Annotated in this window: 20 protein-coding genes and 1 pseudogene; 11 read left to right on the top strand and 10 right to left on the bottom strand. The window is 65.7% G+C overall.

The window, feature by feature from the left end; all coding sequences use genetic code 11:
* Window positions 1-12 precede the first annotated feature (12 nt).
* The 3 genes from AC3WQY_RS11315 (at window position 13) to AC3WQY_RS11325 (ending at window position 1,647) form a co-directional block, all read left to right on the top strand.
* On the top strand, window positions 13-519 hold the full coding sequence (locus tag AC3WQY_RS11315; RefSeq protein ID WP_492708381.1) for a glycine zipper 2TM domain-containing protein: 507 nt from the start codon (window positions 13-15) through the stop codon (window positions 517-519).
* Window positions 519-1,025, top strand: coding sequence for a phosphoglycerate mutase family protein (locus AC3WQY_RS11320; RefSeq protein ID WP_492708383.1), 507 nt, complete (start codon window positions 519-521; stop codon window positions 1,023-1,025). The genes AC3WQY_RS11315 and AC3WQY_RS11320 overlap by 1 nt, the downstream gene beginning before the upstream one ends.
* Window positions 1,026-1,113: 88 nt before the next feature.
* Window positions 1,114-1,647 (top strand): PEP-CTERM sorting domain-containing protein, encoded by a 534-nt coding sequence (locus AC3WQY_RS11325; RefSeq protein ID WP_492708385.1) that lies wholly within the window; start codon window positions 1,114-1,116, stop codon window positions 1,645-1,647.
* Window positions 1,648-1,651: 4 nt separating this feature from the next.
* On the opposite strand, the gene AC3WQY_RS11330 is transcribed toward AC3WQY_RS11325, so the two are convergent.
* Window positions 1,652-2,248, bottom strand: a complete 597-nt coding sequence (locus tag AC3WQY_RS11330) for an ATP-binding protein (protein WP_492708386.1) — start codon at window positions 2,246-2,248, stop codon at window positions 1,652-1,654.
* Between the two features lie 416 nt (window positions 2,249-2,664).
* On the bottom strand, window positions 2,665-3,078 hold the full coding sequence (gene merR, locus AC3WQY_RS11335) for a mercury resistance transcriptional regulator MerR (protein WP_492708388.1): 414 nt from the start codon (window positions 3,076-3,078) through the stop codon (window positions 2,665-2,667).
* On the opposite strand from merR, the gene AC3WQY_RS11340 reads away from it, so the two are divergent.
* The 3 genes from AC3WQY_RS11340 to AC3WQY_RS11350 are packed head-to-tail and all read left to right on the top strand — an operon-like array spanning window position 3,077 to window position 4,009.
* Window positions 3,077-3,493 (top strand): mercuric transporter MerT family protein, encoded by a 417-nt coding sequence (locus AC3WQY_RS11340; RefSeq protein WP_492708390.1) that lies wholly within the window; start codon window positions 3,077-3,079, stop codon window positions 3,491-3,493. The genes merR and AC3WQY_RS11340 overlap by 2 nt on opposite strands.
* An 8-nt stretch (window positions 3,494-3,501) precedes the next feature.
* Complete coding sequence (merP, locus tag AC3WQY_RS11345; RefSeq protein ID WP_492708392.1) at window positions 3,502-3,789, top strand: mercury resistance system periplasmic binding protein MerP; 288 nt, start codon at window positions 3,502-3,504, stop codon at window positions 3,787-3,789.
* 1 nt (window position 3,790) lies between these two features.
* Window positions 3,791-4,009: a GDCCVxC domain-containing (seleno)protein gene (locus AC3WQY_RS11350; RefSeq protein WP_492708394.1), complete on the top strand. Its 219-nt coding sequence runs from the start codon at window positions 3,791-3,793 to the stop codon at window positions 4,007-4,009.
* Here the strand turns inward: AC3WQY_RS11350 and AC3WQY_RS11355 are convergent.
* The 7 genes and pseudogenes from AC3WQY_RS11355 to AC3WQY_RS11385 form a co-directional block, all read right to left on the bottom strand.
* The gene (locus AC3WQY_RS11355; RefSeq protein WP_492708396.1) at window positions 3,976-6,213 is read right to left on the bottom strand and encodes an AAA family ATPase; all 2,238 of its coding nucleotides are present in this window, start codon (window positions 6,211-6,213) and stop codon (window positions 3,976-3,978) included. The genes AC3WQY_RS11350 and AC3WQY_RS11355 overlap by 34 nt on opposite strands.
* Window positions 6,210-6,707: a hypothetical protein gene (locus AC3WQY_RS11360; protein WP_492708398.1), complete on the bottom strand. Its 498-nt coding sequence runs from the start codon at window positions 6,705-6,707 to the stop codon at window positions 6,210-6,212. Before AC3WQY_RS11360 ends, AC3WQY_RS11355 begins: the two co-directional genes overlap by 4 nt.
* 3 nt (window positions 6,708-6,710) lie before the next feature.
* Complete coding sequence (locus AC3WQY_RS11365; protein WP_492708400.1) at window positions 6,711-7,238, bottom strand: hypothetical protein; 528 nt, start codon at window positions 7,236-7,238, stop codon at window positions 6,711-6,713.
* Window positions 7,235-9,493 carry a hypothetical protein gene (locus tag AC3WQY_RS11370; RefSeq protein WP_492708402.1) on the bottom strand — a complete coding sequence of 753 codons (2,259 nt, stop codon included), beginning with the start codon at window positions 9,491-9,493 and terminating at the stop codon, window positions 7,235-7,237. Before AC3WQY_RS11370 ends, AC3WQY_RS11365 begins: the two co-directional genes overlap by 4 nt.
* Window positions 9,490-11,571: a hypothetical protein gene (locus AC3WQY_RS11375; protein WP_492708404.1), complete on the bottom strand. Its 2,082-nt coding sequence runs from the start codon at window positions 11,569-11,571 to the stop codon at window positions 9,490-9,492. Before AC3WQY_RS11375 ends, AC3WQY_RS11370 begins: the two co-directional genes overlap by 4 nt.
* A gap of 8 nt (window positions 11,572-11,579) precedes the next feature.
* Entirely contained in the window at window positions 11,580-12,707 is a 1,128-nt protein-coding gene (locus AC3WQY_RS11380) for a site-specific integrase (RefSeq protein WP_492708406.1), read from the bottom strand.
* 304 nt (window positions 12,708-13,011) lie between these two features.
* A pseudogene (locus AC3WQY_RS11385) lies at window positions 13,012-13,926 on the bottom strand (YifB family Mg chelatase-like AAA ATPase); the annotation flags it as partial.
* 259 nt (window positions 13,927-14,185) lie between these two features.
* Here AC3WQY_RS11385 and AC3WQY_RS11390 point away from each other — a divergent pair.
* From AC3WQY_RS11390 to AC3WQY_RS11400, 3 genes are read left to right on the top strand one after another with little or no spacing between them, the layout of a single operon-like run.
* Window positions 14,186-14,899 (top strand): TorF family putative porin, encoded by a 714-nt coding sequence (locus tag AC3WQY_RS11390; RefSeq protein WP_285234896.1) that lies wholly within the window; start codon window positions 14,186-14,188, stop codon window positions 14,897-14,899.
* Window positions 14,900-14,921: 22 nt separating this feature from the next.
* Window positions 14,922-15,260 (top strand): P-II family nitrogen regulator, encoded by a 339-nt coding sequence (glnK, locus tag AC3WQY_RS11395; protein WP_285234897.1) that lies wholly within the window; start codon window positions 14,922-14,924, stop codon window positions 15,258-15,260.
* A gap of 58 nt (window positions 15,261-15,318) precedes the next feature.
* Window positions 15,319-16,854, top strand: coding sequence for an ammonium transporter (locus AC3WQY_RS11400; RefSeq protein ID WP_492708409.1), 1,536 nt, complete (start codon window positions 15,319-15,321; stop codon window positions 16,852-16,854).
* A gap of 75 nt (window positions 16,855-16,929) precedes the next feature.
* On the opposite strand, the gene AC3WQY_RS11405 is transcribed toward AC3WQY_RS11400, so the two are convergent.
* Window positions 16,930-17,310 carry a response regulator transcription factor gene (locus AC3WQY_RS11405; RefSeq protein WP_492708411.1) on the bottom strand — a complete coding sequence of 127 codons (381 nt, stop codon included), beginning with the start codon at window positions 17,308-17,310 and terminating at the stop codon, window positions 16,930-16,932.
* A 130-nt stretch (window positions 17,311-17,440) separates the two neighbouring features.
* Between AC3WQY_RS11405 and gshA the strand changes: the two genes are divergently transcribed.
* Both gshA and AC3WQY_RS11415 read left to right on the top strand, forming a co-directional pair.
* A complete protein-coding gene (gene gshA, locus AC3WQY_RS11410) occupies window positions 17,441-18,736 on the top strand; it encodes a glutamate--cysteine ligase (RefSeq protein WP_285234900.1) in 1,296 nt (431 codons plus the stop codon).
* Window positions 18,737-18,883: 147 nt separating this feature from the next.
* On the top strand, window positions 18,884-20,767 hold the full coding sequence (locus tag AC3WQY_RS11415) for a potassium transporter Kup (protein WP_492708412.1): 1,884 nt from the start codon (window positions 18,884-18,886) through the stop codon (window positions 20,765-20,767).
* Window positions 20,768-20,870 lie beyond the last annotated feature (103 nt).

A 20,870-nucleotide genomic window follows, 5' to 3' on the forward strand; every position in this document is an offset into this window, starting at 1 on the left:
AGGAACAAGTCCATGTCCATCAAGTCCAGTCAGATCGTTGCCGGCGTGGCCGTGGCCGCGCTGATGTTGGGCGGTGCCTATGCCGTCGGCCGTTCGCAGTCGCAAGCGCAGCCGGCGCCAGATCCCGTGCTGGCGCAGGCGGCGCCCGTGGCCAAGCCTGCGGCCAAACCGGCCGCGGCCAAGACCTGCCCTGATTGCGCCACCGTCAGCGAGGTGCGCACCGAAGAACGCCAGGGCAAGGCCAGCGGCCTGGGTGTGATCGGTGGCGCGGTGGTGGGCGGCCTGCTGGGCAACCAGGTGGGCGGCGGCAGTGGCAAGAAGCTCGCCACCGTCGGCGGTGCTGTGGCCGGCGGCTATGCCGGCAACGAGATCGAGAAGCGCAGCAAGTCGCACAAGGTCTGGATCGTGCGCCTCAGCTACAAGGACGGCAGCACGCGCACGTTCGAGCGCAACCAGGATCCGCAGCTGCGCGTGGGCGATTTGGTGCTGGAGCGCGATGGCCAACTGACACGCCAGTGATGATTTGGCGTCGCCGCCTGCTGGCGCTCGGTCTCGCGGCACTGCTCGGGGCCACGGCAATGCCGGCGGCGGCCCAGCCGCTTGTCTATCTGGTGCGCCATGGCGAGAAGCTGGACCTTTCCAACGACCCCGGGCTCTCGCCGACCGGCGAAGCGAGGGCGCAGCGCCTGGCAACGATGCTGGCCGACGCCGGCCTGCGGGCCATCTACACCACTCCCTACCGGCGCACCGTCGCACATGCCGCGCCGACGGCGCAGCGCCTGGGGCTCACGCCCGTGGTGCTGCCGGCACGCGACACCGAGGCCTTGCTGGCCAGGCTGCGCGCCCATGGCAGCGGCGAGGCTGTGCTGGTGGTCGGCCACAGCAACACCCTGCCGGCGATCCTGCGTGGCCTGGGCTACCAGGCCGAGGTCACGATAGACGAGGACGAGTTCGACTGGCTTTTCGCGCTGACGCCTGGTGTGCCGGGCGGCGCCGCGCCGGCGCTGGTGCGCTTGCGCTACTGAAATCTGCCCTTCCTAGGGGTGGCAGGCCACCCTGCGCGAGCCTAGTATCCGCGGACGGGGCTGTAGCCGCCCCGGTAAGGGGCAAGCCGTGAAGCCACAGTTCCGCAACGCCGTTCTCGCAGCGTCCCTGGCAGGCCTGGTGGGCCTGGCGCCGGCGCATGCGGCCAACACCGTCACCTCCTTCGTCGATACGCTCACCGATCTGAGCCTGGGCTGGAACTGGAATGCGGCCGGCGGCACCGCCACCTACAACGGCGTGTTCTGGGATGCCGAGCTGACGGCGACCTTTGCCAACAACCAGTGGACCGTGAGTGGCTGGTACCAGCATCTGTCGGGCCCGCATGGCGAGACCCTCGAGGCACCGCATCTGCTGGCGGGTGTGTTCGCACCCTTTGGCTCGTTCTCCCAGGCCGGTGTCGATGACCACCTGGGCCTGCCGGGTCTGGCGCCCCAGCATCTGCAGGCGCACAACTGGCAGTTCGGCGCCTTCGGCTCGACCTTCACCGGGCTCTCCGTGCTGCAGGTGGCCCACCCCGTGCCCGAGCCGAGCCCGGCTGCGATGCTGATCGCGGGCCTGCTGGGCGTTGGCTTCTACCTGCGCCGGCGCGGCCTGGAGCGCTGAGCGCTCAGCCCACGCGGCCGAGGCCGCGCCGCCACTGGATCGCTTCACTCAGGTGGCCGATGGCGATATCGGCGCTGCCTTCCAGATCGGCGACGGTGCGCGCCACTCTCAGTACGCGGTGGTAGCTGCGCGCCGACCAGGCGAGGCGATTCGCCGCCTTGTGCATGAACTCGGTGGTGGCCTGATCGATGCGCGCCACGCCATCGAGTTGCCTGACACTCAGCCTGGCATTGCTGCAACCCTGGCGCGCCAGCGCCAGTTCGCGCGCCCGCGCCACCCGCGCGGCGACCACGCTGCTGGCTTCGCCCCCGCTGGCATCCGCCAGCACCTGGGCCGGCAGCACCGGCACCTCCACCAGCAGATCCAGGCGGTCGAGAAAGGGGCCGCTGAGCCGCCCCTGGTAGCGTGAGATCTGCTCGGGCGTGCAGCGGCAGCTCTGCACCAGGCTGCCGGCATGGCCGCAGGGGCAGGGGTTCATGGCCGCGATCAGCTGGAAGTCGGCGGGGAACTCCGATTGCCGCGCGGCGCGCGAGATCTGGATGTGGCCGGTCTCCATCGGTTCGCGCAAGGCCTCCAGGGCGCTGCGGCTGAATTCGGGCAACTCGTCGAGATTTATGTTTTGCGCAACACTAGCCAAGTCTCCCAATTCCCTCTATAGCTTCACTTGGCTATCGCATGACCCACAGCCACAACCAGAAGGGCACCCTTCGACCTGATGTTGTGGCTAGCACCAAAATCCCCTTCCCCCCGCCCTTCCCCTTTGGGGAAGGGAGCGCTCCCACCGGGCCGCAGGGCCCTCGGGGCAGCCGGCATTGGGGCTTTCAGCCCCACTCCGTCTGCCCTTCGGGCAAGGCTACGTGCCTTTGCACGCGTCAATGGCAAGCCCCGTACTCACCCGTTCGGTGCTCGGCCTGCGGCCTGCGCTCCGCTGCGGCTTCCGTGCGGGGTCGGGGCCTTGCCCCGACCATTGACCCGTTCCAAGTCAAGCGGCGACATAGCCAGCGCCGTACAACTCGGCTACATCGCCGTTTCATCGACGCGCATCAGCGTGTCGATGAGTGGACAGCTCACCTTGCGCTTGGTCGATGCGCACTGACGTACCAGGCTCTGAAGGGCGTCTTCCAGTGCCCGCAGCGTCTGGATGCGCTGTCGTACATCGGCCAGCTTGTGCTCGCCGATGCTGCGTGCTGCTGAGCACGCCTGACCGTCGTCAAGCGACAGAAGCGCCTGCACATCATCGAGCGAGAACCCCAGCGACTGAGAGCGTTTGATGAACCGGAGCCGCGTCAGCGCCGTCGGCGAGTAGCGCCCGATGCCACCCGTCGGACGCTCTGGGACCGCCAGCAACCCGCGGCGCTGGTAGTAGCGGACCGTCTCGACATTGACCCCCGCCGCAAGAGCGAGTTGGCCGATAGTCATCTGTTCCAACATGGGCTTGACTCCGTACTTGGGTACGTACCTAGACTACCCTCAATCGAGCTTTGAAGGAACCCGCGTGGCGCGACCTTGGACTACATCAGGCTCTGTCCTAGCCGGAGCGGCAGCGGCCATCGGCGCATCTGCGTGCTGCGCGGGCCCGCTCCTGCTGGTCGTGCTCGGTATCGGCGGCGCTTGGGGCTCTCGTCTGGTGGCCCTCGAGGCCTATCAGCCGTTCTTCATGGCCGCCGCGTTGGCGTTCTTCGGCTTTGCGTTCTATCGGCTCTACCGCAAGCAAGAGGAGTGCGCTCCCGGAGAGGCTTGCGCGGTGCCCGTGGTGCGCCGACGCCAGCGGGTCATCTTCTGGGTTGTCGCGGTCATTGCTGCTGCACTGATGGCGTTCCCGCTCTACGCTCCACTCTTCTACTGAGGTATTCCATGAACAAGTTGCTTGCCCTTCTGCTGTTGACTCTGCTGACCTCCGTTGCCGCAATGGCGGCGGGCAAGCAGACCGCGACGCTCGACGTGACCAACATGGATTGCGCCGTGTGCCCGATAACCGTTCGCAAGGCGCTTGAGAAGGTGCCCGGGGTGGAGACCGCCAAGGTGGACTTCAAGACCAAGCGTGCGGTCGTCGCCTTCGACCCCGCGAAGACCACGCCTGATGCACTAGCGAAGGCCACTGCCGATGCCGGCTTCCCCTCGTCCGTCAAGCAGGTGCAGTGAGATGCGCGACGTCGTTCTGGAGTCGACCATCACGTGCCCGGAGTGCGGCCACTCGAAGGAGGAGGTGATGCCTACCGACGCGTGCCAGTGGTTCTACGAGTGTGAGCAGTGCCATGCGGTGCTGCGCCCGAAGGCTGGCGACTGCTGCGTGTTCTGCTCGTACGGCACGAACAAGTGCCCGCCAATTCAAGCCAGCCCCACCTCCTGTTGCGCAGGCTGAGCAATCGCCGGAAGGCCTGTTGAGTTCCGGGTCGGCAGGCGGAACCCTGTGGTTCTAGCGGTTCGACGCTGCACTGCTTTCTCCAGCGCGTCGTTGTCGCAGGCCAGGAGTACGAGGTGCTTGCCGCGTGTCAGCGCCGTGTAGAGCCACTCGCGAGTCACGAGCGGCGAGTCCTCCACGACGACAACCACCGCATGCGCCGAACTGCCTTGGGCCTTGTGGCAAGTGATGGCATAGGCGAGCTCCACATCGCCTTCGGCCTCCGTTTGCAGCGAGCGAGGCTCCTCTTCACCGTCCCAGAGCACGTCGATGGTCGGACCGTCGATGGCGGTGACTACGCCCAGGAGGCCGTTGAAGAGCCCATCCTGGTAGCGGTTCGCGGTCATCACGACGGGGTCAGCCACGGCCACTGTTGCCAGAGGACCGAGGCGCCGTGTCGGTGCGCCGGCAGGTCGACTCACGAATGAGTCCGTGTCGTTGATGTCGGCGACCGTCGCCCGCTTGGCGGCAACGACCATCAACTCGCCTTGTGCGCGCAAGCGGCGTTGAGCCGTTTCGCGGCCGGCGGGCGGCACAAGGAAGACCCCTGCCGCCTCGCCGGTCCAGACATCCAGCTGCGGGACGCACCCTTGGCGAACCAGCAAGGACACCTTCGGGATGTCGCTGTCGGCCGCTTGCCGCAGCACCTTGGTCAGCCGAGCAACGCGAGAGCCTTCGGCCACAAGGTCGTGGAAGACCTTGCCGATGCCCACTGGCGGCAACTGCCCCTCGTCGCCCGCGAAGAGGACTCTCGCGCCTTCGGGCAGCAGGCCCAGCAGCGTGTGGAGACTGGGCGTGTCCAACATGCCCGCCTCGTCAATAACCAGGAGAGTGCGCGAGGTGAACGTGACATCGGACGCAGGCCGCTTGCGCTCCGGGGCGGTCTCCTGTTCGTGCTGGCGCTGCAGCATTCCGATGAGCCGTGCGATGGTGTAGGCCAGTCGAGGGCGAGCAGGTGACGAGGCGCCTCGCGACAAGGTCAGCGCTGCCTTGCCGGCGAGGGCGCCCATCACGACGTCGCCGCCGGCGAACTCCCAGGCCGTGGACAGAACCTTCATCACGGTGGTCTTGCCGACGCCGGCGCCACCTTGAAGGGCGGCCACCGGCAGCTCCAACAGATTCACCACTGCGGCGTGCTGCTCCTCGGTCAGCTGCAACCCCGTCGCGCTCTCGGCGTCATAGACCAGCGCATCCAGAGCGTTGCCCGTAGGCAGGGCGACGCTCGGTTCGCGTCTCTCGATGGCCAAGAGCGCTGCGCTGACCTGGTCTTCCAGCCATGCGGCCCCTGGCACCCTCAGCAAGGCACCAGAACGTCGCAGGAGGCCGCGCTCGTCGGCAAGGGCGAGGGTGGCGGCGGGTTCGGCGCCGCGGGCCTCCAAGAGCGCTTCAACGCGTTCTTGCGTCGCGGCAGTATCTCCATCGCTGAGAAGCTCGCGCCAGGCGCTGTTCAGCGCGCCCAGGAGGCGGCTAGGGTGGCCGTGCAGGTCGGAGCCTTCGTCGGCCGCGCGCAGCAGCCGCTGGCCGACGCGGTCGGCCAGCTTCCAATCCATCAGGCTTGCCGGCACGTACGGGTTGCGGCGAAGTCGGTCGGCGGCGTCCACGCCCGCCATGAAGCGCCACAGCTGACCCGCGGCGCGGGACTCTCGGATGCCCAGCTTCTCCAGGAACGTGAGGAACTCGACCTCGGCAGCCTTGACCTTGTCGGCGCCCGCCTGCGCGGCCACTGCAGCGTAGACCTGGGCCGCTATCTTGGCCGCGAGCGCAGGTTTGTCGGGCTCGATGAGGGCTGCGACCTCGCCCATGCGCGTAGGGTCGGCCAGCACGGCGGCCAGGTCGTGGCCGAAGGCCTCCACGAGCCGCTGCGCGCGCACCGCGCCGATGTTCGGTAGTCGCTCCAACCACGGGCGCAGCAGGTCGCCCTGGCGGATGGTGCGCTTCATGCGCTTGCTGTCCACCTGCGCGACGGACTTGCCGAAGCGGTCTCGGTAGCTCGACAGCTGGCCCTTGACCTCGAAGGCATCGCCGGGCAGAGGCTGCGTGTCTCGACCAGCGAACTTCACGCGCAGGACGCTGCCGTCCTCGCGTCGACCGGTGAAGATGCAGCCGCCATCGAGTTGAGACAGAACCCTCTCGACGACGACAATGCCCGCAAAGTTCTCGCTCAATCTTCGACCCTCACGAACATCCCGGTGAGGATGGCATCGAGCTGGGCGTGCAGCCGCGCGTTCTCGGCCTTGAGTATCTCGATGTCAGCCACGGCCGCTTTGAGCTTGTCCAGCAACTCGGCGTGGACGGCCTGCGCCTCGACCGCAGCTTGTGCTGCGGCCTTCGCGGTCTGGGCCTGACGCACCATGCGCTCCTTGAGCGCCTTATCGCCGGCCTCTTGCATGAGCCGCGCGCCGATGGGCAGCAGCCCCTGGCCTTCGGCCATCAGGTTGATGAGCTGACTCAGCTCATCGCGTTCGTAGAGGTACTTCTCCTGTGTGACCTTGAGGTCGATGGCCTGGGCGACCGCGCGCACATTGACCTTGCCGTCGGGTGTCGCCGGCAAGGTCGGCGTTCGCTGCTGGTCAGGCTGGGCCTGGTATGCAACCTCACGCTCGTTCAGGTACGCCTCGAGGCGTACGCGCACTTGGGGTATGACGCTGGGCCGTGCCACGGGTCAGCCCTTCTTCGGGCGCAGCGGCACGACCTTCAACGTCGCTTGCTCTGCCACCCTCTGGCGTAGTTGGTCGTTCTCCTGAAGGACCTCTTTTAGCCGTGCCTGGGCGTGCTCCAAGTCGGTCTCGCTGATGCGGTGCGTCTCCAGCAGGTCCTCGTAGAGCTTCTTCCATTCCTGGACGCGGGTCCCCAGTTCCTTGCGGACCCGCCCTCGACCGACAACTCCTCCTTGCTTCAGCGTCTCCAGCCACGCCTTCACTTCTTTGCCGAGTTCAACGTAGCGCGGCTTGTGAAAGGTGAAAGGGTGAATCTGCGCGCGCCGTGCGACCTCGGCCATCGACACCGCGCCCTTGTTGTTGGGATAGATGCCTTCGTTGCCGGCCATCTCCTTCTGGATGGTCTTCATGACCGCGCGCACCCGCTCATGGGCCTGCTCTGCTTCACTGTCGTAGCGGGCAAGTGCGGCGGCGCGCATGCGCTCAATCGCATCGGTCGAGTAGGTCCGCTTCGCCTTTGACTTCTCCTTCATACGGTCACCTTACCGTTCTCGTTGCCGACCAGTGCCCGCACCGTCGGGTTGACCATCCACTTCGCCTGCAGGTCGGCGAAGCGCGGCACATGGGCACGTACCTGGGCAGCCCAGTGAGCGGCCGTCAGGCTTTCCTCATCGGCAACTGCCGCCTCGTAGGCGGCCAGCGCATCGCGGATTGACCCATCAACGTCTTCGCGCAGGAAGGCCTCTTCGAGACGATGACCACAGGTGCTCTGGCACTTCGAGGGCTCGGGTCGTCCCTTGCTCTTGTTGCAAGGCCCGGCCTCGCCCGGAAACTTGGTACAGAGCACTCCTGGGCGGACTTGCTCCCACGCTTTGCCCTGCAAGGTCAGTAGCTCGGCCAACTCCATGACGTTGTTCGCGCCCCATTGGTCGCCACGGCGGTGCACGCGCTCGCGGTGAACACCGATGGCGTTGTGCAGGGATACCGCCGCGAGACCACCGTACCCGCCCAGGTTGGCGCTATCCGCACCTTGCGAGGCCAAGTCCGCCTCAACCATCCGTTCGACCACCTCCTTGGCACGCATCACGCGCAACTCGCGCGAGACCGTCTCGATTTCAGCGCGGAGGTCTTTGTCGGTGAGGATGTAGTAGAGGGTCATCTCAATCGACTTGTGCCCGAAGACTTCCATGAGCAACTTTGGCGCTTGGGTCAGTGCCAGAGCCACAAGACGCGCCAGCGTCTTCCGGAAGCGATGTGGTCGCAGGGTCTGGCCGCCAGGCGTGGTGTCCAAGTCGAGCGTGCGCGCATAGGCCAACAACGCCTTGTTGACGTCGGCAAGCGGCTTCGTAGCATCGCTTTGGTTTGCCGCAGATACCTGCGCCCACAGGTGATGCGAGCCCGTGTTCGACGCCGCACCAAGGGTCGTCTGTGCTGGTGTGAGGAATGCGATGCGCTCGGCAACCTCCACGAGTCGCGCTTGCTGTGCGAGGGCATCGACTGCAGCCTCAGGCAACTGCCAGTCCCTCCACTCGCCCTCATGTCGTTGCACGAGCTTGTAAGTCTTGCCGTTTGCATACGGCCGGCCATCGACCGAACGCACGACACAGGCCCTCTGCAGTCCAAGCGCTTCGGACTTGCGCGCACCGATACTGATGCCGGTAATGAAGTAGTGAGCCATCTGCACAGTGCCGAGCAGGGCCATGACATCCCGATACGATGTCGGCGGCCAGCGCAACTCTCCGTCGGCTTCGCCGCCACCCTTCGATATTGCGAAGCCGCTTTGCTCGGGAAGGCTGATGTGAAAGGGCGGACGGTCGAACGTGCGACCCTCGTGGTCTAGCCAGCGGTGAGCGGAGAGCAGCCTACTGATTCCGGCTCGTCGCTTGTCTCGTATCGTCTCGGCAGACCAATCGTCAACGCTAGTCGTTGACCAGAGGTCGGCCATGGCGCTTCCGATTGCAAGCAAGTTGGGCCCGAGCACCCGCATGAGCCAGAGGCTGCGGCGTCCCATCGCGGAGACGTAGTCGTCCGGGAGCGGGAGGTGACTATTGAGCTTCTGCGGTTCCTCCGTGTAGCGAGGGGCGCCGGTCATCGCGGTCGCTGTGGAGTCCGGCTGCAGGCTGGGTGCGTCAGCCCACAGTCCACGGTCCGCGAGCATTCGCATGCGGCGGCACTCTTCGAGTACGTCTGTCCGCTGGTTCCTGGACAGGTGCGCAAGGTCACCCAGCCGCAATGAGCTGAGCGATGCGTCGTCGACCATCGGTTGCCCAGCCTCATCAAGGGACGCAGCAATTGCCAGCGCGAGGATGGTTGGACCTGGCCCGTAACCGACGAAGAGCACCGATGTCGGGTCAAGTGAGCGGAGGTTTCCTTTGCGTCCGAGGCCCACGGGGCCCAGGCGCAATAGGACCAAATAGCGAGTCAGGACGAGCACTGCCTCGTCGAGGCGCCTGGTGATTGGCGAACCATCGGGGTGACTGGCGTCACTCGCCAGGTGCTTTAGATGTTGGGGCAGGAAGTGCGCGATGCGTCGACGCAAGTCGATTGACACAAGAGTGCGCTGCCTTCGCCCGGGTGGAATCCACGCCTCCGGTGTTTCCCAACGGCCAAGCGTGTCGCCGTGTTGCAAGACGCGCTGCAAGGCAGCGAGCTGAGGAGCGTCCGCTCGCTGGATGGAGTCGACAGTGGCGGCCAACAACCCGCGATTGCGAGTTGCTTCAACCTCGGCGTCTCGTTCGCTTGGAAGGCTGCTCTGCTGCTGCTGGAATTGTGTAACGGCTGTGCTCATTGAGCGACCTCCTGCGCGCGACCATCAAACTCAATGACCCTGTGCGCTCCGCTGGCGATGCGCCCTTCCCATTCCTCAAGCAAGCGCCTGACCTCTTCAGCGTCGAAGGCGAGAAGCGCAAGCTCTGTGTTGTCCAGCTCCTCGAGGAATGAGGACTCTTGGAACGCCGCCACGCTCATCTGCGAGCGCAGATGGCGCAGCTCGGCCAGTCGCTTGCATAGGCCGGGTAGGCTTGCAGGAAGCAGGACGGCGTTTTCCAGGCAGAGTGTGCAACGCTGTACATGGCACATCGCCTTGCCGTCTGGCTTGAAGTTTGGGTCAATGTGCCGCGGTGGATGCATCGGGTCCGCGCAGCCAACCCCAATGCGGCTTAGCATCATCGTTCGGTAGCTGTGCAGGCGCTCGCGCTGTTCCGAGCTGATGTCTCCGTTGCGGGACCGCTGGGCGAGGACGGTCGGGTCCACGCGCCCATGGGCTTCCATCTCGCTCCAAAGGGCCTCACTGAAGATTCCGAATAGCTTGCGATGCTCCTCCCTCAGCAGCGTGTTGTGGAGGTAGCCCTGTGTTGAGCGGACCTCTCGATGGCCAAGTGCCTTCATGACAGACAGCACCGAGCCGCCGCTCGCGTGGTAGACATATGCGGCATAGGCGTCTCGCAGGTCGGACGGCTTCAGCCTGGACAGCTGACGCTCTCTTGCTTGCCGCATGTTGACGGCCGTGATGAGGTCGCCGAGGTACGTGGAGTAGCGCCCGCCGTCTCTTTCCGAGCCCTTCGCGAAGTTGTTATCGGTCAGCCACTGAGGCCCTGTCTTTCCGCTGCTGAGGAACAGCCAAGGAGACCTCAAGCCTTGCTCGAGCGCTGTGATGCGGCTGCGCATTACTTCGAGGTCCGCGGCCTCCTGTGTCGCGTTCGAAGTCATCTGCGCCAACTGAGCTCGGCATAGCTGCAGGTCCGTCCTCAAGGAGTCACGTAGCAGGGAAGTTCGAGCCACCAGCGTTTGAATGACGACGCCGGCACTGCCCTGAGACTTGAGCAATCCCTCATTGAGCTGTTCGGTATCGCCCCGTGCCTTCGTCCCACGAAGGATGTAGCGTCCCGGGTCCTTCGGGTGTTGCTCAATGAAGACCTGTGTCACGTCAAGACTCAGCAAGACTGCAGGGTTCCAACCCGTTGTGGCAAGGCACAAATGGAAAGCGGCGCGGACGTCATCGCCGTCCGGGTAACTGCCGCGGAGCATGTCGCCAATGTTGAAGCCCTGCTTGTAGAAGGATTGGTAGGTCACTCCGTCTGTCAGCGAATCGAGCTGCGGCCGCAGGTTGCGCGTTGCGGTAACGACTGCGTCGAATCGCTCGTAGTTGCGTAGCAGCCGCTCCTGCTCCACATGCTCTTCGGGAGCCGTGTCTCGGTCAACCAAGGGTGCCCGGCACTTCCGCAATTCGTCTGCCAAGGACCATCGGTCAATCACGGAGAACCAGCGGTGCTTCAGTTCGCGACGCACAACGTCCGTCTGCCACTGTGGTGGCAGATGGCGACTGGCAACCTTGTCCTCCGGCGCTTGCCAATACAGAGGCTTGAGCCCAAGGGCTGTGCGGGTGGTGTTTGCGAGGAGCAGGAAGAGGCCGAACTCACCGCGACGCATCCCGTGGTCCAAGGCGAACTGCCGATGCACATCACTGAGGTCAGCAACCGAAGTGATGGGAGACGCGACGCCTACTGCAGATGTCTCGACAGCATCGAAGAGCCGCCACCACGCGCGCAATGAAACTAGGTACAGGCCGACCGACTTTTCGGCCAACGGCGACAGCTGGTCGCGAATTGCCGGCGCGAGCTGCGCTATGAGTTCCGGCCGTCCACTAAATGGCCCCGCCCAGGTGCCGCCACGGTTCGGCCGGGTCTGCTGGCCACTCTTGAAGACATTCAGGTCAACGGCGCAAGCCTTGGTCCGATGAGAGGTGTAAAAGCGAAGCAGGTCGTCCACCGGAGGCTGCGGCGCAGCGCTCTCGACCAGCGACAACCTAGTCGCTTCCGCGTCTTGTCGCAGGTGGTCCTTGGTATTCGTATTTGTGCGGATGCCCATGCGGCTCCCTATTCTTCGTCGGAGGAAGACTCGCCGGTATCCTCGAGCGACACGGGCACGCCCAGCATGTCCATCACCCATCGCAGATACACCATCGTCGTCGTGTCGTGGGCGTGACCGAGCTGCGGCTGAATTTGCAGCCTGATGATGCTCAGAGCTGTGCTCTCTAGAAGCGCCGCAGCTGTCTCGTTGCTGAGGTGCGCAGTGTTCTGATGCTTCTTTAGTTCCCGCCAAAGGACGGAGCATGCCCACCAATGGCGCCCCTGGTGGGGCGACCAACCCGTGATTGGAGGCTCGACTCCCGTCCAGGCGTTGTAGAGCTCGGTTCCCTGGAACCGCATTCCGTCTGAGCTCCTGAGGAACAGGTGCACAGCGCTCTGAGCGCGTGCAAGCCGGGCCGCCCCCTTCACCCCTTTCATGCGCGCCGCAAAGGCCTGGTTCCGCGCGTTGGAGCGATAGCTGTCCCAGTTGTTGGCCAGGCTCAACGGAATGAGGATGTCTCGCTCCGGGCCCACCTTGTCGTCATGGTCCAGGCCGTAACTCGGCCCTTTGGTTCCGTATCGAATGGTGATGCGCACCTGCTGTTGTGCAGGCGGGGCAAGGGGGTTCGCGATAAGCCAGTCCTTCCGGTTCTCCGGCAGCGTGTCATTGCGGATGCAGACGACCTCTTCGCGCCGTAGAGCGGTCAGCAGTACCGTTTCGCACATGAGGCCACAAGTCGGGCCACGCTCTTCGTGGACACGGCCGAGCCAATGTCTCACTTCGTCGTCGGACGGCATGCGCAGCACGCGCTTTGGCTGACGCACCTTGCCCTTGCGTACCCGAACCTCAAACCCGAGATGGCCGATGGAGCTCGTGGCTGAACCGACCTTTAGCCTCGCCTTGTCGTAGGGTATGTGGAAGGCACTGCGCCGGCCGGTGTCGCTCATCCAGGTCAGGAAGTCGCACGCTTGCTGGACTCGCAAGTTCACTGTGGTCGGTGCGAGGCCTTGCCCGTCGCGTGACCAGAGACCGTCGAGCATCTCGTTCTGATAGCGGCCCGCGACGTGCGTGGCGTAGTCGCATACGTTGATGTCCACCCCGCGCCTGTCGGCCCACTCAAGGAAGTTCGCCAGCCACTGCGCGTAGCTGTGCATCGACTGGGAGGTGGGTATGTGACCGGTCGGGCCCTGGTTCCGGCTCTCAGGCCCCCAGAGGCCCAGGCCCCTGTCGACTAGGTACGCGTTGCCCAGGCGGTGGTAGCCGGGGCGTGAGTCGAGGATGAAGGGGAGGTGCGCAAGCGCGGGGTACCGAAGTGCAAACGCGCCGTCAGGCGTGAAATTCACCGAGTAGCTGCGGCCCTGTTGCATCAATGAAATTGCGCGTTGCAATAATTACATGATAGCAAATGTACATAGCGGCAGCAAGTTGTGAGTAGTGTTTTCGCAACCTCAACATAACGAGGAACAGCACGCCGTGCAAGGCCAGCGATACCTCGCCGGGGCGCGGCGGCGAGCCACCGCCCACCAGGGCGGCGCTGGACGCGCTGTGGTGGGGGCTGCGAAAGCTGCGCTGTCCCCAGCGCTCGGGCGTGAACATGCCGGCCAGGCTCAGCATCGCGGCCGACTCCAAGGCCTCGTGCTCCTGCATAGCGGGCAGCAGGCCCGGCAGACGCTGCGCCAGCATGGACTTGCCGGTGCCCGGCGGCCCGATCAGCAGCAGGCTCAGGCCTCCGGCTGCGGCAATCTCCAAGGCCCGCTTGGGGCCGGCCTGGCCCTTGATTTCGTTGAGGTCGGGCGCGGGTATGGCTGCCCTGGGCTGCGCGGCCGGCATCGGCAAGGGCAGCTGCCCGCCACCGCCCGGGCCGAGGGCCGCCACCACCTCGAGGAGATGGCCGGCGCCGTGGACCGCCGCGCCGCGCACCAAGGCCGCCTCCTGGGCACTCGTGACCGGCAACAGGAGCCGGCGGCCCTGGCCCTCGCGCCGCAGCGCCAGGGCCATCGCCATGGCGCCGCGCACCGGGCGCAGCTCGCCGGCCAGCGAGAGTTCGCCCGCGCATTCGAGGTCGGCCAGCAGCTTGTCGTCAATCTGGCCGCTGGCCGCCAGCAGGCCTAGCGCGATCGGCAGATCGAAGCGCCCGCCCTCCTTGGGCAGGTCGGCCGGCGCCAGGTTCACGGTGATGCGCTGACTATGTGGAAAGCTCAAACCGCTGTTGAGCAGGGCGGCGCGCACGCGCTCGCGAGCCTCCTTGACCTCGGTTTCCGCCAGCCCCACCAGGGTGAAGCTGGGCAGGCCGTTGGCCAGATGCACCTCCACCGTGACCGGTGCGGCACTCACGCCGTCCAGGGCACGGCTGTGGATGATGGCCAGAGACATGTGGCTGTCCTCCCCTGGCGCCGATTGTGCCGTTGCCGCTGCCCGCGTGCGCGTTGCGCACGGTTTCGGGGCGCGCACCAGAACGGCGCCAGGCGCTTTCTGACCCAGCTTGGTGCGGTTTGAGCCCATGCCGGGCCTGTTGGGGCCCCGATGCCCCAGGGAAAGCCGCGCATGAGGTCCGAAATGGGGCTGGCACGGAAGCTGCAAACAGGGGGGGTGAAACCGTTTCTGCCCGTCTTCCACCCTTAGGAGTTCCGCGATGAAGTCGATCTACGCCGCAATTGCCATCAGCCTGCTCGCTCCGGCCATGCCGGTGCTGGCTGATGAGCCGGCCAGCCCCCTGTCGTTCAACGCCAGCGTGACCACGGACTATCGCTACCGCGGCATTTCGCAGACCCGCCTCAAGCCCGCCCTGCAGGGCGGCGCCGACTATGCCTCCGCCAGCGGCTTCTACATCGGCACCTGGGCCTCCACCATCAAATGGATCAAGGACGCCGGCGGCGACAGCAATGTCGAGCTGGACGTTTACGGCGGCTACAAGACCGAAATCAGTGCCGGCCTGACCCTGGATGTCGGCGCCCTGCAATACGTCTACTCGGGCAACAAGCTCAGCCCCAGCGCCAACACCACCGAGCTCTATGCCGCGCTGACGTTCGGCCCGGTGACCGCCAAGTACTCGCACAGCACCAGCAATCTGTTCGGCTTTCCCGACTCCAAGGGCAGCGGCTATCTGGACCTGAGCGGCACCTTCGACCTGGGCGAGGGCTTCACCCTGACCCCGCATGTGGGCCACCAGAAGGTGCGCCATCTGGGCTCGGCCTCCTACACCGACTACTCGCTCACCGTGAACAAGGACTACGCCGGCTTCACCTTCGGGCTGGCCGCGGTGGGCACCGACAACGACAGCTACATCGGCGCCGGCAAGAACCTGGGCAAGAACGGCCTGGTGCTGTCGGTCAAGAAGACCTTCTGATTGAACCTGAGGAGACCTCACCATGAAACTCATCACCGCAGTCATCAAGCCCTTCAAGCTTGATGAGGTCCGCGAGGCGCTCAGCGCCATCGGCGTGCAGGGCCTGACCGTCACGGAAGTGAAGGGCTTCGGCCGCCAGAAGGGCCATACCGAGCTCTACCGTGGCGCCGAATACGTGGTCGACTTCCTGCCCAAGGTCAAGGTCGAGGCCGCCGTGGCCGATGCGGTGGTGGAGCAGGTGATCGAGGCGATCGAGAAGTCCGCCCGCACCGGCAAGATCGGCGACGGCAAGATCTTCGTCTCGCCGCTCGACCAGGTGGTGCGCATCCGCACCGGTGAGACCGGCCAGGACGCGCTCTAAGCGCCCACTGCCCGCTCTGCTCGCACACAGCACTTCCCCCTTCCGGAGACCCCCGATCATGAAGAAACTGCTTGCCTGTCTGGCCCTGGCCGCCGCGGCGCTAGCGCCCAGCGCCTGGGCACAAGACGCTGCCGGCGCCGCTTCGGCGCCCGCCGCCACCGCCGCCGTTGCCGCGGCACCCGAGGCGGCCTCGGCCGCCGCGCCCGCACCTGCCGCTTCTGCCCCCGCGGAGGCCGCCTCGGCCCCGGCCGCGGCACCCGTGCCCAACAAGGGCGATACCACCTGGATGATGGTCTCGACCCTGCTGGTCATCATGATGACGGTGCCAGGTCTTGCGCTGTTCTACGGCGGCCTGGTGCGCAGCAAGAACATGCTGTCGGTGCTGATGCAGGTGATGGTCACCTTCTCGATGATCGTGGTGCTGTGGGTGCTGTATGGCTACAGCATCGCCTTCACCGAGGGCAATGCCTTCTTCGGCGGGCTGGACCGGCTCTTCATGAAGGGCATCTGGGACAACGCGGCCGGCACCTTCGCCAACGCCGCCACCTTCAGCAAGGGCGTCGTCATCCCCGAGATCGTGTTCGCGGCCTTCCAGGCGACCTTCGCCGGCATCACCGCCTGCCTGATCGTCGGCGCCTTCGCCGAGCGTGCCAAGTTCTCCGCCGTGCTGCTCTTCATGGCCCTGTGGTTCACCTTCAGCTACCTGCCGATCGCCCACATGGTCTGGTTCTGGATGGGCCCGGATGCCTACAGCGCCGCCAGCGTCGTTGACGAGATGAATGGCAAGGCCGGCCTGCTGTGGCAATGGGGCGCGTTGGACTTCGCCGGCGGCACCGTGGTGCACATCAACGCCGCCGTCGCCGGCCTGGTGGGCGCCTACTTCGTGGGCAAGCGCATCGGCTACGGCAAGGAAAGCTTCACCCCGCACAGCCTGACGCTGACCATGGTGGGTGCCTCGCTGCTGTGGGTGGGCTGGTTCGGCTTCAACGCCGGCTCGGCACTCGAAGCCAACGGCTTCGCCGCCCTGGCCTTCATCAATACCTTCGTCGCCACCGCCGCCGCGGTGCTGGCCTGGAGCGTGGGTGAGGCGCTGCACAAGGGCAAGGCCTCGATGCTGGGTGCCGCCTCGGGCGCCGTCGCCGGTCTGGTGGCCATCACCCCTGCGGCCGGCAACGTCGGCGTGGGCGGTGCGCTGATCATCGGCGTGATCGCCGGCTTCGCCTGCCTGTGGGGCGTGTCGGGTCTGAAGAAGCTGCTGGGTGCGGACGACTCGCTGGACGTGTTCGGTGTGCACGGCGTCGGCGGCATCGTCGGGGCCCTGCTGACCGGCGTGTTCAACTCGCCCAATCTGGGTGGCCCCAGCGCCGTGGGCGACTGGGTCACCGCCAGCATGATCACCGGCGACGCCTACTCGATCGGCGCCCAGGTGCTGACCCAGGCCAAGGCCGTGGGCGTGACCGTGATCTGGTCGGGCATCGTCTCGGTGATCGCCTACAAGATCGTCGATCTGGTGATCGGCCTGCGCGTCACCGAAGAGGAAGAGCGCGAGGGTCTGGACATCAGCGCGCATGGCGAGACGGCTTATCACAAGTAAGCCGGCCAGCAAGCCCGCAAGCGAAAGCCGCCCTCGGGCGGCTTTTCTTTTGCCTGATGCGCTTTCGACGGAGGGTCAGGTCTTGCGGCCGCGCAGCAGAATCCCCAGCAGCTCCAGCAGCTTGGCCGGGCTGAAGGGTTTGGCGAGGAAGAAGTTGGCGCCCAGCCCCAGGGCCTCGGCCTTGTCCTGTTCGCTGGCCGCGGCGGTCAGCATGACGATCAAGGTGTTGGCGAAGGCGGGGTCGGCGCGCAGCGTCTTGCAGACCTCCAGGCCGTCCATGCCGCCGGGCATCATCACGTCCAGCAGCACCAGGTCCGGGCGCACCGTCTGTGCCAGCTGCAGGCCGAGCGCCCCGTTGGCGGCCTCGTAGATCACGTAGGGGCTGTCCTCCAGCGCCCAACGTACCAGGCGACGGATGTCGGCCTGGTCATCAACGATCAGGATCTTCGGCTTCATGGGGCTCAGGGGGCTGGCATTCACAGCCCCAAGCATATCGCCTGCTCCCGGCTTGGGATTTTCATTTGCGCCCCCATGTGCAGCAGCCTCCTAGAATCGTTCGACAATAAAGCAACGCTGGCCCCGCATCATGGTTCCCCACCTCATTACCGCACTCACCGGCCCCATCAACGAGCTGGAGCAGCGCGTGCTCGAGTCCATGCCGGCGATCGAGCGTTGGTTCCGCCTCGAGTGGATGGAGCACACGCCGCCCTTCTACAGCTCGGTGGACCTGCGCAATGCCGGTTTCAAGCTGGCGCCGGTGGACACCAATCTGTTCCCGGGCGGCTTCAACAACCTCACCCCCGAGATGCTGCCGCTGGCGGTGCAGGCGGCGATGGCGGCGATCGAGAAGATCTGCCCAGAGGCCAAGAACCTGCTGCTGGTGCCCGAGGGCCATACGCGCAACAGCTTCTATCTCAGCAATGTGGCCACGCTGACGCGCATCTTCACCCAGGCCGGCCTGAACGTGCGCCTGGGCACGCTGGACGAGAGCATCAAGGAGCCCACGGCGCTGGCCCTGCCGGATGGCGGCCAGCTCACCATCGAGCCGCTGGTGCGCAAGCGCGGGCGCCTGGGCCTGAAGGATTTCGACCCCTGCACCATCCTGCTCAACAACGACCTCAGCGCCGGCGTGCCGCGCGTGCTCGAGCATCTGCACGAGCAATACCTGCTGCCGCCCCTGCATGCGGGCTGGGCGCTGCGCCGCAAGAGCAACCATTTCCGCGCCTACGAGGAAGTGGCGAAGAAGTTCGCCAAGCTGCTGGGCATGGACCCCTGGCTGATCAACCCCATGTTCGCGCCGGTGCAGGGCCTGGACTTCAGCACCGGCCAGGGCCTGGATGCGCTGCAGACCCAGGTGGACACCATCCTCAACAAGACGCGCCGCAAGTACAAGGAATACGGCATCCAGGAGAAGCCCTTCGTGGTGGTGAAGCCCGATGCCGGCACCTATGGCATGGGCATCATGACGGTGCGCGATGCCAAGGACCTCGACGAGCTGAGCCGCCGCACCCGCAACAAGATGAGCGTCTGCAAGGACGGCCAGCTGGTCAGCGAGGTGATCGTGCAGGAGGGCGTGGTCACGCACGAGCGCGTGCACGATGCGGTGGCCGAGCCGGTCGTCTACATGATGGACCGCTATGTGGTGGGCGGCTTCTACCGCATCCATGCCGAGCGTGGCGAGGACGAGAACCTCAACGCCCCCGGCGCCAGCTTCGTGCCGCTGGCCTTTGCGCAGAGCTCGCAGCTGCCGCGCCCAGGTGAGAAACCGGGTGCGAGCGCGCCCAACCGCTTCTACATGTATGGCGTGATCGCGCGCCTGGCCATGCTGGCGGCCAGCTACGAGCTCGAAGTCACCGACCCCGAGGCCGAGGTCTACGCCTGAGCCGCGCGGCGCCCTTGACATGAAGCCGCGGCGGCGTCAAGCCCGCTGCCCCCTGGGCAGGCGGGGCGCTTGACGCACTGCACAAAGCCGAGCGCACAATAGCGCTTTTGGCTTTCGAGCAGCGTCCTCAGCGCGCTGCGGCACTCTGTGGGTTCTTCTACTGCGGCACGTTCGCCGTCCGCCCTGGCGGGCCTCACGCTCGGGGCATTGGGCGTGGTCTATGGCGACATCGGTACCAGCCCGCTCTACGCGCTGAAGGAAGTCTTCCATGGCGGCCATGTGGCCGCCACCACCGACAACATCCTCGGCGTGCTCTCGCTGATCTTCTGGACGATGACGGTGATCGTCTCCTTGAAGTACGTGTTGCTGATACTGCGCGCCGACAACAACGGCGAAGGCGGCCTGATCGCGATGCTGGCGCTGGCCACCACGGCGGTGAGCGAGCGCCCGCAGCTGCGCCGCACTCTGCTGGTGGTGGGCATGTTCGGCACCGCCATTTTCTATGGCGATGGCGTCATCACCCCGGCGGTGTCGGTGCTGTCGGCGGTGGAGGGCCTGGGCGTGGCCGCACCGCAGCTGGAAAAATTCGTCGTGCCGCTGACCCTGCTGGTGCTCACCGGCCTGTTCGCGGTGCAGCGCTTCGGCACCAGCGGCATCGGCAAGTTCTTCGGCCCCATCACCCTGGTCTGGTTCTTCGTGCTGATCGCGCTGGGCCTGCCGCACATCATCGAGAACCCCAAGGTGCTGGCGGCCATCAACCCCTGGTATGCCTTCCAGTTCGCCGCCGCCCAGCCGCTGGTTGCCTTCATCTCGCTGGGTGCGGTGGTGCTGTGCGTCACCGGCGGTGAGGCCTTGTATGCCGACCTGGGCCACTTCGGCCCGCTGCCGATCCGGCTGGCCTGGTACGGCATGGTGATGCCGGCCCTGGTGGTCAACTACTTCGGCCAGGGCGCCATGCTGCTGGACGAACCCGAGGCGGTGAGCAACCCCTTCTTCCACATGGCGCCGGACTGGGCCGCGCTGCCGCTGGTGTTCCTGGCCACGGCGGCCACCGTGATCGCCTCGCAGGCCCTCATCACCGCGGCCTTCTCGGTCACCAAGCAGGCGGTGCAGTTGGGCCTGTTGCCGCGCATGCGCATCCTGCACACCTCGGTGCGCGACACCGGCCAGATCTACGTGCCCTTCGTGAACTGGGGCCTGTTCGTCTTCATCGTGCTGGCGGTGGTGCTGTTCGGCTCGTCCTCGCGCCTGGCGGCGGCCTATGGCATCGCGGTGACGCTGGACATGAGCATCACCACCATCATGACCTTCTACGTGATCCGCTACGGCTGGAAGTACCCCTGGGCGCTGTGCTTCGCCGCCACCGGTTTCTTCTTCGTGGTGGACGTCACCTTCTTCGCCTCCAACCTCCTCAAGCTGTTTGCCGGCGGCTGGTTCCCGCTGGTGATCGGCATCGGCATGTTCACGCTGATGCTGACCTGGAAGCAGGGCCGGCGCCAGCTCAGCGACAAGCTGCGCGAGGATGCCATCGACCTGAAGAGCTTCCTCGGCGCGGTGTTCGTCAACCCGCCGCTGCGCGTGCCCGGTTCGGCGGTGTTCCTTTCCTCCGAGCAAGGCATGACCCCGAATGCCCTGCTGCACAACCTCAAGCACAACAAGGTGTTGCACGAGCAGAACCTGTTCGTCACCGTCAAGCATCACGAGGTGCCCTGGATCGGTTTCGACAAGCGCGTGGAAGTGGAGGCGCTGGGCAACGACTGCTGGCAGGTGAGCGTGCACTTTGGCTTCAAGAACGAGCCCGATGTGCCTGAGGCGCTGAAGCTGCTGGAGTCGCGCCACGTGCACCTGGAAGAGATGGAAACCAGCTACTTCCTCTCGCGCGACATCGTCATTCCCACCATCGGTTCGGGCATGGCGCTGTGGCGCGAGAAGCTGTTCGCCAGCATGCACCGCAACGCCGCCGCCGCCGCCGACTTCCTGCACCTGCCGACCAACCGCATCGTCGAGCTCGGCTCCAAGGTCGAGATCTAGGGCCTGTTAACACTACGCCGATGGGCCGCGAAGGCTCGCCTCGGCGGGCCAAGCTAGGCGCAGCGCGCCGCCCGCACTCGCGTGCGGGCCAGCGTTGCAACGA

The organism is Roseateles sp. FW301-B2, from assembly GCF_058788955.1.

Excerpts from the sequence above, each read along its gene's own strand:
- AC3WQY_RS11320 (WP_492708383.1), top strand. The coding sequence starts at position 519 with ATGATTTGGCGTCGCCGCCTGCTGGCGCTCGGTCTCGCGGCACTGCTC.
- AC3WQY_RS11390 (WP_285234896.1), top strand. The coding sequence starts at position 14,186 with ATGAAGTCGATCTACGCCGCAATTGCCATCAGCCTGCTCGCTCCGGCC.
- AC3WQY_RS11400 (WP_492708409.1), top strand. The coding sequence starts at position 15,319 with ATGAAGAAACTGCTTGCCTGTCTGGCCCTGGCCGCCGCGGCGCTAGCG.
- merP (WP_492708392.1), top strand. The coding sequence starts at position 3,502 with ATGAACAAGTTGCTTGCCCTTCTGCTGTTGACTCTGCTGACCTCCGTT.
- AC3WQY_RS11315 (WP_492708381.1), top strand. The coding sequence starts at position 13 with ATGTCCATCAAGTCCAGTCAGATCGTTGCCGGCGTGGCCGTGGCCGCG.
- AC3WQY_RS11340 (WP_492708390.1), top strand. The coding sequence starts at position 3,077 with ATGGGCTTGACTCCGTACTTGGGTACGTACCTAGACTACCCTCAATCG.
- glnK (WP_285234897.1), top strand. The coding sequence starts at position 14,922 with ATGAAACTCATCACCGCAGTCATCAAGCCCTTCAAGCTTGATGAGGTC.
- merR (WP_492708388.1), bottom strand. The coding sequence starts at position 3,078 with ATGTTGGAACAGATGACTATCGGCCAACTCGCTCTTGCGGCGGGGGTC.
- AC3WQY_RS11370 (WP_492708402.1), bottom strand. The coding sequence starts at position 9,493 with ATGAGCACAGCCGTTACACAATTCCAGCAGCAGCAGAGCAGCCTTCCA.
- AC3WQY_RS11375 (WP_492708404.1), bottom strand. The coding sequence starts at position 11,571 with ATGGGCATCCGCACAAATACGAATACCAAGGACCACCTGCGACAAGAC.
- AC3WQY_RS11405 (WP_492708411.1), bottom strand. The coding sequence starts at position 17,310 with ATGAAGCCGAAGATCCTGATCGTTGATGACCAGGCCGACATCCGTCGC.
- gshA (WP_285234900.1), top strand. The coding sequence starts at position 17,441 with ATGGTTCCCCACCTCATTACCGCACTCACCGGCCCCATCAACGAGCTG.
- AC3WQY_RS11365 (WP_492708400.1), bottom strand. The coding sequence starts at position 7,238 with ATGAAGGAGAAGTCAAAGGCGAAGCGGACCTACTCGACCGATGCGATT.
- AC3WQY_RS11350 (WP_492708394.1), top strand. The coding sequence starts at position 3,791 with ATGCGCGACGTCGTTCTGGAGTCGACCATCACGTGCCCGGAGTGCGGC.
- AC3WQY_RS11380 (WP_492708406.1), bottom strand. The coding sequence starts at position 12,707 with ATGCACAGCTACGCGCAGTGGCTGGCGAACTTCCTTGAGTGGGCCGAC.